General features: G+C 69.6%; 13 protein-coding genes. 8 read left to right on the top strand and 5 right to left on the bottom strand.

Annotated elements, in window-relative coordinates:
• Positions 1-137: 137 nt before the first annotated feature.
• Complete coding sequence (locus ELQ94_RS12400; protein ID WP_127050669.1) at positions 138-989, top strand: phosphatase PAP2 family protein; 852 nt, start codon at positions 138-140, stop codon at positions 987-989.
• A gap of 3 nt (positions 990-992) precedes the next feature.
• Here the strand turns inward: ELQ94_RS12400 and ELQ94_RS12395 are convergent, their stop codons facing one another.
• Both ELQ94_RS12395 and mgrA read right to left on the bottom strand, forming a co-directional pair.
• On the bottom strand, positions 993-1,823 hold the full coding sequence (locus ELQ94_RS12395) for a hypothetical protein (protein WP_127050668.1): 831 nt from the start codon (positions 1,821-1,823) through the stop codon (positions 993-995).
• A complete protein-coding gene (mgrA, locus tag ELQ94_RS12390; RefSeq protein WP_127050667.1) occupies positions 1,823-2,869 on the bottom strand; it encodes an L-glyceraldehyde 3-phosphate reductase in 1,047 nt (348 codons plus the stop codon). The genes ELQ94_RS12395 and mgrA overlap by 1 nt, the downstream gene beginning before the upstream one ends.
• 247 nt (positions 2,870-3,116) lie before the next feature.
• Between mgrA and ELQ94_RS12385 the strand changes: the two genes are divergently transcribed.
• Both ELQ94_RS12385 and ELQ94_RS12380 read left to right on the top strand, forming a co-directional pair.
• Positions 3,117-3,986, top strand: a complete 870-nt coding sequence (locus tag ELQ94_RS12385; protein WP_127050666.1) for an aldo/keto reductase — start codon at positions 3,117-3,119, stop codon at positions 3,984-3,986.
• Between the two features lie 121 nt (positions 3,987-4,107).
• Complete coding sequence (locus tag ELQ94_RS12380; protein ID WP_127050665.1) at positions 4,108-4,593, top strand: glutathione peroxidase; 486 nt, start codon at positions 4,108-4,110, stop codon at positions 4,591-4,593.
• A gap of 51 nt (positions 4,594-4,644) precedes the next feature.
• On the opposite strand, the gene ELQ94_RS12375 is transcribed toward ELQ94_RS12380, so the two are convergent.
• Entirely contained in the window at positions 4,645-4,824 is a 180-nt protein-coding gene (locus ELQ94_RS12375) for a hypothetical protein (RefSeq protein ID WP_127050664.1), read from the bottom strand.
• A gap of 122 nt (positions 4,825-4,946) precedes the next feature.
• Between ELQ94_RS12375 and ELQ94_RS12370 the strand changes: the two genes are divergently transcribed.
• A complete protein-coding gene (locus tag ELQ94_RS12370; protein ID WP_127050663.1) occupies positions 4,947-5,960 on the top strand; it encodes a PHP domain-containing protein in 1,014 nt (337 codons plus the stop codon).
• Between the two features lie 10 nt (positions 5,961-5,970).
• Here the strand turns inward: ELQ94_RS12370 and ELQ94_RS12365 are convergent, their stop codons facing one another.
• The gene (locus ELQ94_RS12365) at positions 5,971-6,543 is read right to left on the bottom strand and encodes a GNAT family N-acetyltransferase (protein WP_127050662.1); all 573 of its coding nucleotides are present in this window, start codon (positions 6,541-6,543) and stop codon (positions 5,971-5,973) included.
• A gap of 71 nt (positions 6,544-6,614) precedes the next feature.
• Positions 6,615-8,090 (bottom strand): helix-turn-helix domain-containing protein, encoded by a 1,476-nt coding sequence (locus tag ELQ94_RS12360; protein WP_166404776.1) that lies wholly within the window; start codon positions 8,088-8,090, stop codon positions 6,615-6,617.
• A gap of 137 nt (positions 8,091-8,227) precedes the next feature.
• Here ELQ94_RS12360 and ELQ94_RS12355 point away from each other — a divergent pair, with 137 nt between their 5' ends.
• From ELQ94_RS12355 to solA, 4 genes are read left to right on the top strand one after another with little or no spacing between them, the layout of a single operon-like run.
• Positions 8,228-9,193 (top strand): ABC transporter substrate-binding protein, encoded by a 966-nt coding sequence (locus ELQ94_RS12355; RefSeq protein ID WP_127050660.1) that lies wholly within the window; start codon positions 8,228-8,230, stop codon positions 9,191-9,193.
• Between the two features lie 31 nt (positions 9,194-9,224).
• A complete protein-coding gene (locus ELQ94_RS12350) occupies positions 9,225-10,139 on the top strand; it encodes an amino acid ABC transporter permease (protein WP_243697001.1) in 915 nt (304 codons plus the stop codon).
• Positions 10,136-10,912 (top strand): amino acid ABC transporter ATP-binding protein, encoded by a 777-nt coding sequence (locus ELQ94_RS12345; protein WP_127050658.1) that lies wholly within the window; start codon positions 10,136-10,138, stop codon positions 10,910-10,912. Before ELQ94_RS12350 ends, ELQ94_RS12345 begins: the two co-directional genes overlap by 4 nt.
• Before the next feature lie 51 nt (positions 10,913-10,963).
• On the top strand, positions 10,964-12,112 hold the full coding sequence (gene solA, locus ELQ94_RS12340; RefSeq protein WP_127050657.1) for an N-methyl-L-tryptophan oxidase: 1,149 nt from the start codon (positions 10,964-10,966) through the stop codon (positions 12,110-12,112).
• Position 12,113 lies beyond the last annotated feature (1 nt).

Below are 12,113 nucleotides of genomic sequence, written 5' to 3'. Positions count from 1 at the left end.
TCCGTGCACCCCGTGCACGGATGCGCAGTCGATCCGCCTAGCCGTTCGGCCTCGCTCGCACCATCCCCCGGCCCCGAGCGGCATCCCGGCGGGGCAACGGTTATCGTCGTCCCTCAGGCGTACGACGAGGAGTCACGATGGCGGAGAAGAAGATCCTGGCCCCACCGGGCCCCGACGAGGTCGGGCCCCGGGGCGAGCTCGAGCAGGACCGCCGCGTCGGGAAGCAGGATCTCACCGACTGGCGGACTCCGCTCGGTGAGTTCTTCGCGGCCGTCTTCTACCGGATCAGTCGACTGCTCGGCCCCAACAAGGCTCTCGTCCTCCTCCTGCTCGTCGGCGCCGTCATCGCGGCGACGCTCACCTACGTCGTCTCCGAGGTCTACGAGGCCGTCACCGAGGCCGACGGCGTCGCACTCCTCGACCAGCCCCTCCTCGACGCCTCGCTCGGCCTCCGTTCCCCAGGCCTCGACGCCGCCGTCACGGGATACACGGACGTCGGCGGGGTCATCGGCATGCCCGTCATCGCCGTCACCGTCATGCTCTTCCTCGCGATCCGACGCCGCTCGTGGACCCCGGTGATCCTCATCGTGTCGGCTGGAGCCGGTTCGCTGCTCATGACCGTCGCGGGCAAGGAGCTGATCGGGCGGGCCCGTCCCGAGCGCGCGGACGCCGTCCCCCCGTATGAGACCTCGCCGTCGTTCCCGTCCGGGCACACCCTCAACGCCACCGTGATCGCCGGGATCGTCGCCTACCTGCTCATCCTCAGACAGTCCGCCGTCGTCACGCGGGTCCTGACCATCGCGATCGCGGCGATCTTCGTCGTCACGATCGGGATCAGCCGGGTGTTCCTCGGTCACCACTGGTTCACGGACGTCCTGGCCGCCTGGATCCTCGGGGCCGCCTGGCTCGCGGTCGTTATCACGGGGCACCGCCTCTACCTCACGACGAGGAAACGGGACGCCCAGCACGGCGAGGTACCGGCGAGCTAGGTCCTAGGTCGTCCTCCGGAGCGGGCGACGACCGCGCGCCCGGCGGTACGCGGGCTCGCGAAGCGCTCGGGTCCACTCATACGTCCGAGCTCCGGACGGCGGTGCGAGCACCGGGTCGAAGCGGAGGTCGGCGCGATCGACCGCCTCGCCGGCGGGTGCGGACAGGGAAAGGGTGGCGAAGGGGCGCCACGGTCCGCTGGGGGTAGCCCAGAGGAGCTCGAGAACCCAGGGCCGCCTGCCCAGCTCGCGCGCCTGACCGGTGGGCGTGGCGGAGGCGGGAGCGCCGGAGATCGTCCGCGCCCCGACGAGCACGGCCCCCGTTGCGGACCGGTACGGCATGACCGTGCCGAAGACGGCGCCCCAGGGAGACAGGCGGACCATCGGCACGAATCGGGCGCGTCGGCCGGATCCGAGGAGACTCGCGAGCAGGACGTCGCCTGATCGCGTCGCGACGCCGGCTCCTCCTTCCGTCGCGGCTCGTTCCGAGCGCTGTCGGAAGGCCAGACCCCAGATGTCGGGAACGGGGACCGGGACGCCGATCCCGCGCGACAGTCGGGCCTCGACGGGGCCGGACGGGGTGCCGTCGATCCAGTCGATTCCGCTCCGCTCGAACCCGGGAGCGTCAAGCGGTTCGATCCGACCGTCGAGGACGAGCCCGGCAGGATGGATCGGCCGCGGCGCGCGCGCGAGACGGATGAGGGCGACGATCCCGCCGAGGACGACGCCGCCTCCGACGGCGGCGAGGCGGCCGGCGACGCCGAGCGGCGCCCGAGCCGCTCCGCCGATTCCTCCTGCGCCGATCCCCCCGCGCCCGCTGCCTCCCCGTCTGGCCATCAGGAGCCGAGCGTCCCCTCGCGAGCACCCTTCCACAGGTCGACGCCGCCGTCCGTGGCGTAGCGATCGATCTCGGTGAGCTCCTCGGAGGTGAAGTCGAGGCGATCGAGCGCGCCGACGTTCTGCTCGAGCTGCTCGACCGACGACGCCCCGATGACGAGCGACGTGACGCGCTCGTCGCGGAGGGCCCACGCGAGGGCCAGCTGGGAGAGCGACTGCCCGCGACGTTCGGCGATCGCGTTCAGCGCGCGCACGTTGTCGAGCACCTCATCCGTGAGCCACGACGTGTCGAACGACGTCCCCTTGGACGCACGGGATCCTTCGGGAACGCCGTCGAGGTACTTCGGCGTCAGGAGCCCCTGCGCGAGCGCCGTGAAGCCGATGACCCCGGCACCCACCTCGGCGGCCGCGTCGAGCAGACCCTCGGTCTCGATCCACCGGTTGAGCATCGAGTACGAGGGCTGGTGGATGAGCAGCGGCGTGCCGAGTTCGCGCAGCAGGCCGGCCATCGTCCGAGTGTCCTCGGCGCCGTAGGACGAGATGCCCACGTAGAGCGCCTTGCCCTGCCGTACGGCGGTATCGAGCGCCCGGGCGGTCTCCTCGAGCGGCGTCGAGGGGTCGAAGCGGTGCGAGTAGAAGATGTCGACGTAGTCGAGGCCCAGTCGGTCGAGCGACTGGTCGAGCGACGCGAGCATGTACTTCCGTCCGCCGCCGCCCTGCCCGTACGGGCCCGGCCACATGTCCCAACCCGCCTTCGAGGAGATCACGAGCTCGTCCCGGTAGGCCGTGAAGTCCTCGCTGAGGATGCGACCGATGTTGCGCTCCGACGCGCCATAGGGCGGCCCGTAGTTGTTCGCGAGGTCGAAGTGGGTGATGCCGAGGTCGAAAGCGCGGTGCACGATCGCACGCTGCGTCTCGATCGGGCGATCGTCACCGAAGTTGTGCCAGAAGCCGAGCGAGAGCAGCGGCAGGTCGAGGCCGGATCGGCCCGTGCGTCGGTACTGCATGGAGCCGTCGTAGCGGGTGGAGTCGGCGACGTAGGTCATCGAGAAGGTCCTTCCGGATCGGTCGGGCGACGCTCGGTCCGTGGAGCTCGGCACCGACGCGTCGCGCCCTCCTACTCTGGCACGCTCCGACACCACTCGGCGGGTATCGCCCGGCGCTTGCCTCCCGGCCGATTCTCTGTGATGGGCCGGGGCTCTCTGTAAAGGCCCGAGCTCTCCCTGTAAAGGCCCGGGCACACGGATTCGCGACGGCTATCGTCGGGCGCACCACCTCTTCGAAGGAGACCATATGAGAACCCGCACCATCGGAAGCCACTCCGTCAGCGCCATCGGCCTCGGCGGCATGCCCATGTCGATCGAAGGACGCCCCGACCGCGAGCGCTCCATCGCCACGATTCACGCCGCGATCGACGCCGGCGTCACCTTCATCGACACCGCCGACTCCTACCACCGCGACGCGGGCGAGGTGGGCCACAACGAGGAGCTCATCGCCGAGGCCCTCGCGAGCTACGGCCGCGACACCTCGCACATCCTCGTCGCCACGAAGGGCGGGGCCCTCCGTCCCGGCGACGGATCCTGGACGCTCGACGGACGGCCCGAGCACCTCGTCGAGGCGGCCAAGGCCTCGCTCGCCCGCCTCGGCGGCGACGCGATCGGTCTCTACCAGTTCCACCGTCCGGACCCCGAGGTGCCCTATGCCGACTCGATCGGAGCCCTCGCGCTGCTGCTCGAGGACGGTGTCATCGAGCAGGCCGGCATCTCGAACGCGACCGTCGAGCAGATCGACGAGGCGCACTCGATCCTCGGAGGCAAGCTCGTCTCGGTGCAGAACCAGTTCTCGCCCCGGTTCCTCTCGAGCCGCACCGAGCTCGAGCACAGCGCCGCGCTGGGTCTCGCGTTCCTGCCGTGGAGCCCCCTCGGAGGCATTTCGAACGCCGCGGAGCTCGCCGAGCAGCATGCCGCGTTCGCCGAGGTCGCCGAGCGTCACGACGTGAGCCCGTACCAGATCACCCTCGCGTGGGAGCTGTCGATCTCCTCGACCGTCATCCCGATCCCCGGTGCGTCGCGTCCCGCGTCGATCACCGACAGCGCGGCGGCGGCGGACCTCGACCTCTCGGCGGACGACATCGCGACGATCGAAGCGTCACTCGTCTCCTGAGCCGCGTCCCGGCTCGGAATACCGAGCGTCACTCGCGTCCGCTGCACGTTCCGACGTGCAGCGGGCGCGCAGTGTGCGGCGATAGCGTGACGGGTATCCGGCACGCCAGGAAAGGCACACCATGACCGAGGACCTGTCCTCCATTCCGATCACGACGATCGACGGCGCCACTACGACGCTCGCCGAGTTCGCGCCCGTCAAGCTCATCGTGAACGTGGCCTCCCGCTGCGGGCTCGCTCCGCAGTACGAGACGCTCGAGAAGCTGCAGAAGACCTACGGTGATCGCGGCTTCACGGTGCTCGGTTTCCCGAGCAACCAGTTCCTCCAGGAGCTGAGCGACACGGACAAGATCAAGGAGTACTGCTCCATGACGTGGGGTGTCACGTTCCCGATGTTCGATAAGGTCAAGGTGAACGGCCGCTCGGCCCACCCGCTCTACGACGCGCTGAAGAAGACCCCCGACGCCAGCGGCAAGGCCGGACGCGTGTCGTGGAACTTCGAGAAGTTCCTCGTGACGGCCGACGGCACGGTGCACCGCTTCCGTCCGTCGACAGAGCCCGACGACCCGGAGATCGTGCGCCTCATCGAGGCGTCGCTGCCTGCGTAATCCCGCTGGCGCGACCGAGCCAGCTGATGCGGGCTCGCTCAGTGGGCGCGGTTACGCGGCGAGCGTGTGCTCGCGCTCGACGACGACCTCGAGGCTCTCGTCGATCGCGACCCAGTCGCACTCGTCGCTCGCGCAGCGCACGACGTCGACCGGAGCGTCGATCCCCGGCCACATCGCACGTCCCGCGTCCATCGTGTCGTCGCCGCACTCGGGGCAGTTCCTGATGTCCATGTCTCCACGGTAGAACCGACCACCGACATCGCCGGGATGCACAGCGGTGCGCCGACGACCGGGGACACCCCGGGCGTGCACAACCCCGCGCGGGATGGCTCTCCGCACACCAGAATGGCCACATGCTCGCCGTCGACGCCCTCAACGAGATCGGTTTCTGGCTCGAGCGCTCGGGCGCTCCGTCCTTCAAGGTGGGGGCGTTCCGGAAGGCGGCGAAGATCATCGCCCCGCTGTCGGAGGACGAACTCGCCTCACGCGTGCGCGGCGGGCGCCTGACGAGCATGAAGGGAATCGGCGGGCGCACGTCCGAGGTCATCACTCAGGCCGTCGCGGGCGATGTACCCGACTACCTCGCGGATCTCCGGGAGAAGAACACGGAGACGCTCGCCACCGGTGGCGCCGACCTCCTCACGCAGCTCCGCGGCGACCTCCACGCGCACAGCGAGTGGTCCGACGGCGGCTCCACGATCGAGCAGTTGCTCCACGGCGCGACACTCCTCGGGCGCGAGTACATCGCTCTCACGGACCACTCCCCCAACCTCACGATCGCGAACGGCCTCAGCGTCGAGCGGCTCACGGAGCAGCTCGACGTGGTCGACGCTCTGAACGCGGAGGGCGGACCGGTCCGGCTCCTCTCCGGGATCGAGGTCGACATCCTCGAGTCGGGCGAGCTCGATCAGACCCCCGAGATGCTCGACCGGCTCGATGTCGTCGTCGCGAGCGTGCACTCCAAGCTGCGCTCGGACCGCGCCACGATGACCGAGCGCATGCTCGGAGCCATCCGGACCCCGCGCACGAACGTCCTCGGGCACTGCACGGGCCGTCTCGTCCAGGGCTCCCGGGGAACCAGGCCGCCATCGGACTTCGACGCCGAGACCGTGTTCGCAGCGTGCGCCGAGAACGACGTGGCGGTGGAGATCAACTCGCGGCCGGAGCGCCAGGATCCGCCGGACGAGCTCATCACTCTCGCCCTCGACGCCGGGTGCCTCTTCAGCATCGACACGGACGCGCATGCGCCCGGCCAGCTCGACTACCTCGCCTACGGCGCCGACCGAGCGACACGCAATGGCGTGCCCGCCGACCGCATCATCACGACCTGGCCGGTCGAACGCCTGCTGGAGTGGACGCGGGGCTGACCCACCCCGCTCACACCAGCGCGAGGCGCATGAGCACGCGGGGGAAGCCGTTCAGCACGCTCGTGGTGTCGGCGGCCTTCTCGAAGCCCTCGGCCTCGAAGAGCGCACGCGTGCCGACGTAAGCCATCGTCAGGTCGACCTTCTTCCCGTCGTTGTCGACCGGATACCCCTCGATCGCCGGGGCCCCGTGGGACCGCGCGAGATCGACGGCCCCAGCGAGGAGGGCGTGCGAGATGCCCCGGCCACGGTGACCGGGTCGCACCCGGATGCACCACACGCTCCACACGTCGAGGTCGTCGATGTGGGGGATCTTGCGGTTGCGCTGGAACGACGTGTCCACTCGCGGGTGCACACCGGCCCAACCGACCACCTCGTCGCCGTCGTAAGCGAGGATGCCGGGCGGGATGTCCTCGGCGATGAGCTCTTCGACCAGTCGGCCGCGCTCCGGCCCCACGAGGGCCCTGTTCCGTGTCGACGGAATCCGATAGCTGAGGCACCAGCAGACGTTCGCGTCGGGCCGCTTCGGACCCACCATCGTCCTGACGTCCTCGAACACGGTCGCGGGTCGCACCTCGATGGCCATGCCGTCACCCTCCCATCGTCCCCCGACGTCGGCAAGACCCCGGTCCGCACACGCGGAACGGACGGCGCGCATCAGCGCAGGAGGTCGGAGAGGCGTCCGGCGAGCGCGCGAGTGGCGTCCTCGATCTCGGAGCGGCGGTGGCGCACCGAGTCCGTTCCTCCGGTGAGGCACGCCGCCCCGGCCACGGCGCCGCTCGCGTCGCGGATCGGCGCGGACACGGAGATGAGTCCGGCGTCGTGGTCCGAATCGATCGTGATGACGCCGGCACGGGTGACCTCGCGGATGCGCTCGACGAGCAGCTCGAACTCGTGCGCAGGGTGTCGCTTCTGCAGCAGACCGGCGAGGTCGTCGGGCTGGAACTCCATCACGAGCGTCGGGCCGCCGTCCGAACCGATCACCGGGTGCGGCCGGCCGAGCCACGGCATCATGACGATGCCGCCGTCCGGAGATCCGAGCTCCTCGACGACCGTGAAACTCCGGATCCCCTTCAGGATGGTGATGAAGCCGAAGACCCCGGCGTCCGCCGCGGCCTCGGCCACGAGCTCCGCACCCGTCGAGGTGAGGACGGGCACCGTCGCCGACCGATGCCAGCCGTGGATGCCCCACCCGAGTTCGACGATCCCCGCATCGGATCGCGTCTCCACGACACCCGCCCGGATGCCTGCGTCGAGGAGACGCTGCACGCGATCGAGCCGGAGCCCGGTCGAGCGTGCGATCCCGGCGGGTGTGTCTGCTCCCTCCGCGAGGCGGCCGAGGATGCGGACCGTGGCGTCGAGAGCCGGCTCGCTCCGAGACCGATCGCGCGACGGAACGTCGACCGGTCCACGATCGTCGGGTGCGCGTCGCGCGCGCCCGATCATCGACTCGATGCGACGACGGGCGGCGACCACGGCTCGACGAGCACGCGGCACACCACCCGTCGCTCGGTGGGTCGGCAGGCGGACGGCCACCACGGCGACGCACTCGCCGTCCGGTCCGATGATCGGCGTCGCCACCTCGACGACGCTCGCCGATCGCGACTCGAACACCCTCGGGGCTCCGTCCCCGAGATCGGTCCGTTCCGTCGCCGCATCGGCGATCGCCGTGCCATTCGCGATCCGTTCCCCGACGTCGGCCGAGGCGTGCAGGGTCCACTCGGATCCGACGGAGGCCGAGATGTGCACGGAATCGCCGGCCCGCGCGGCGACGCAGGCCGTCTCACCGGTGTACTGCGCCGCCAGGGTGAGCGCGTAGCGGACCGAGCGCGCGACGGGCGCCGCCGCGCGACCCGAGAGCCGGACGGCCTCCCGGCCGAGACCGTGGGAACCATACCTCCCGCCTCCCGCGATCAGGCCGGTCCGCTCGAGCTCGGCGCACACGCGGGAGATGCGACTGGGGCTCTCGCCGAGTACGCGCGCCACGTCACCGGAACCGAGCGGCGACGTGGGGTCGGGCCGCTCCGCGACGGTGCGGAGAACGCGGAGGGCCACCTCGACCTGAGCCGTCATCGTGATGCGGGTGCCGCGGAGGACCGCAGAATCGACAATTCCACGCCGTCTTGATTGCACATGATGAGCACTGTAACAGGGGGGCATCACGCGATCCATAGAGTGACCGCACCCCGCCGGCGAACCGAGTCCGGACGGGCAGAGACAGCGCTCCACCTCCCCCATCGCCCGGCCATCTCGCTCGAGGAGTCCCGCTCATGACCGTCGCCACACCGTATGCCCGACCCCGCCGATCCGCACGTCCCCGCCTCACCCTCCTCGCGGTTTCGGTGGGTGCGATCGCGGCGTTCACCGGGTGTTCCACCCCTTCCTCGGCCCCGGACTCCGGCACCTCCGCCGATCCCGTCGAGACGATCGGCTCCGACTTCATCGCGGGGACGTTCGACCAGGAGGCGGCCGATCTCCTCCCGTCCGACATCGCCGAGGCCGGCGTCATCCACGCCGCCGGCGGACCCGGGTATGCCCCGCACTTCCTGCTCGCCGACGACGGCGAGACCCTCACCGGGAACGACATCGAACTGCTCCTCGCGGTCGGCGACGTGCTCGGTGTGGAGGTCGAGCACGAGGACGTGGGCTTCGACGCGATGATCCCCTCGCTGCAGTCCGAACGCGTCGACATGGCGAACGGCGCGATGAGCGTCACGGACGAGCGACTCGCCGTCGTCGACTACGTCACCTATTTCGCCGGTGGCACGTCGCTCATCGTGCCGACCGGGAACCCGCTCGGCATCGACCTCGACTCGATGTGCGGTCGCCGGATCGCGGTTCAGCAAGGAACGGTCTACGCGGACAACTACATGCCGATCTTCGACGCCGAGTGCACCGCCGCGGGCGAGGAACCGATCGAGATCTCCGTGTTCCCGACCCAGCCGGACGCCACGCTCGCTCTCACCTCCGGTCGAGCGGACGCGAGCATGTCGGACTACGGGCCGCTCGTCTACGTCGCCGACCGGTCGAGCGGCGCACTCGAGGTGCTCGAGGAGACGTACGACCCGAGCACCTGGGGCTTCACCTTCACGCAGGGCTCGGACCTCTCGCCGGCGATCGCCGCGGCGGTCAACGTGCTCATCGAGGACGGGACGTACGCGGAGATCCTCTCGAAGTGGGGCGTCACGAGCGGGGCCGTCGAGGAGTCCGAGGTGCTCACCAGTGCCGGGGAGTGAGGCGGCCCCCTCCCCGGCCGCGGCGATTCGGGTGGTCCCCGTCCGACACTACGGACAGTGGGTCGCGACGGCGCTCGTTCTGCTCGTGGCCGGCCTCATCGCGGTCTCCCTGCTGACGAATCCGCGTTACCAGTGGGACCTCGTCTTCAGCTACGTCTTCAACGCGCAGATCCTCGCCGGCCTCGCGACGACGATGTGGCTGACGGTCATCGCGATGGTCTTGGGCGTCGTCATCGGGGTCGTCATGGCGCTCGCGCGCGAGTCGTCGAACGTGGTCGTCTCCACCGCCGCCTCCGCCTACGTCGCCTTCTTCCGCGGGACCCCGCTCCTCGTCCAGCTCATCTTCTGGTTCAACCTCGCCGCGCTCTACCCCGTGGTGTCCATCGGAATCCCCTTCGGCCCGACTCTCTTCACGGAGAGCACGAACGTGCTCATCACGCCGTTCCTCGCCGCGGTGCTGGGACTCGGTCTCAACGAGGGCGCCTACATGTCGGAGATCGTTCGGGCCGGTCTGCAATCGGTCGACTCCGGGCAGACCGACGCCGCTCACGCCCTCGGGATGAAGAAGTCGCAGACCTTCCGTCGGATCGTGCTCCCGCAGGCCATGCGCGTGATCATCCCTCCCACGGGCAACGAGACGATCTCCATGCTCAAGACGACGTCTCTCGTCAGTGTCATCGCGATCCCTGAGCTCCTGTGGCAGGCGCAGGCCATCTATTCGCGTACGTACCAGGTCGTCCCTCTGCTCATCACCGTGAGCCTCTGGTACCTGCTGCTCACCACGGTGCTGAGTATCGGCCAGTACTACCTCGAGCGTCACGTCACGCGCGGCGATTCCCGACGGACCGACCGCACGCTCCTCGGCATGATCGCCCGCGGCATCGTGCCGCGACACGCTCCGGTCGCTCCCGCCGGGGAGACATCGACGGAGAGGACGTCCCCATGACGATCGAATCGGCCCCCGTGCTCGTCGAGGCGAGAGGTGTGCACAAGGCGTACGGATCGAACCTCGTGGTCCGCGGCATCGACATGACGGTGCGGACGGGCGAGGTCATGTGCCTGCTCGGACCGTCAGGCTCGGGGAAGAGTACGTTCCTGCGCTGCATCAACCACCTCGAGAAGATCGATGCCGGCACCATCAGCGTCGCCGGGGAGCTCGTGGGCTATCGGCGCCAGGGCGACCGGTTGCACGAACTCCGCGATGCGGAGATCGCCTCCCGGCGAAGCGACATCGGAATGGTCTTCCAGTCGTTCAACCTGTTCCCGCACATGACCGTGCTCGAGAACCTGGTCGAGGCGCCCATCCGGGTGCGCCGCGAGAGCCCGACGTCGGCCAGGGCCCGGGCACGCGAGCTGCTGGACGCCGTCGGTCTGGCGGAGAAGGCGGACGCGTACCCTCGGTCGCTGTCCGGCGGTCAGCAGCAGCGCGTCGCCATCGCGCGAGCGCTCGCGATGCGGCCGAAGCTCATGCTCTTCGACGAGCCCACGTCGGCCCTCGACCCGGAACTGGTCGGCGAGGTGCTCGACGTCATGCGCGGGCTCGCCGACGACGGAATGACGATGATCGTCGTCACGCACGAGATCGGTTTCGCCCGCGAGGTCGCCGACACCGTCACGTTCATGGACGAGGGCGTGGTCGTTGAATCCGGTCCGCCGACGCAGGTGCTGCGCGCACCCCAGCACGAGCGCACCCGATCCTTCCTCGCGAAGGTCCTCTGACATCCCTCCCCTCATCCGTTCCGCCACCCACAGAAGAAGGATCAGCACCACATGGAGACATTCGACGTCGCCGTCGTCGGCCTCGGAGCGCTCGGAAGCGCCGCGGCCTACCACCTCGTACGGAAGGGGGCGCGCGTCGTCGGCTTCGAACAGTTCGATCTCGGCCACGTGCGCGGTGCTTCCCACGACACCTCACGGATCGTGCGCACGTCCTACGGCGCTCCGGAGTACGTGCGGCTCGCGCAGGCCGCGTACCGCGACTGGGCCGACCTCGAGGCAGCCACCGGGGAGCACCTCCTCGACATCACGGGGGGCCTCGTCTTCTTCCCCGACGACGGTCCGCACTCGATCGACGACTTCGTCGAGAGCCTCACGGCCACGGGGGTTCCGTTCGAGATGCTCTCGAACGTGGAGGTGCATGCGCGCTTCCCGCAGTTCTCGATCCCCGCCAACGTGCGGGCCATCTACACGGCGGACTCGGGCATCGCGCACGCGGCCCGCTCCGTCGCGACCCTGCAGATGCACGCCCGGATGGGAGGCGCCTCGCTGCGCGACCGCACCACGGTCGAGGGCGTCGAACCGGACGGCGACGGTGTGATCGTCCGCACGTCCTCCGGCGACGTGCGGGCACGGAAGGTCGTCATCGCGGCCGATGCGTGGACGAACCGACTCGTCGCCCCACTCGGCGCGGAGATCCCCCTCACGGTGATGCAGGAGCAGGTCACGTACTTCACCCCGTCCGAACCACAGGACTTCGACCGCTCCCGGTTCCCCGTCTGGATCTGGGAGGACGTGCAGTGTTACTACGGCTTCCCGACGTACGGCGAACCCACGATCAAGGCGGCGCGAGACGTCTCCGACAACCTCATGCGGCCGGAGGATCGGACCTTCGTACCCTCCCCCGCGCTGCTCGACCAGCTCTCGACCTTCATGGCGGCGACGATCCGTGGGAGCGGAGAGGTGCTCCGCACCGTGACATGTCAGTACGCGCTCACCGAGAACCGCCGCTTCATCATCGGCCCGCTCGACGACCACCCCGATGTGATCGTCGCGCTCGGCGCGGGACACGCATTCAAGTTCACGCCGACGATCGGTCGGGTGCTCGCCGAGCTCGCGCTCGACGGGGAGACGTCCGAGGACATCTCGCGCTTCACGGTGACGGAGCCGGCGGGAGCCGCGGTTCCGTTCCCCGTGGGGTGAG

Origin of the sequence: Labedella endophytica (genome assembly GCF_003990045.1) — a bacterium.
Taxonomy (GTDB): Bacteria; Actinomycetota; Actinomycetes; order Actinomycetales; family Microbacteriaceae; genus Labedella; species Labedella endophytica.
This window is presented reverse-complemented; position numbering and strand designations above follow the sequence as displayed.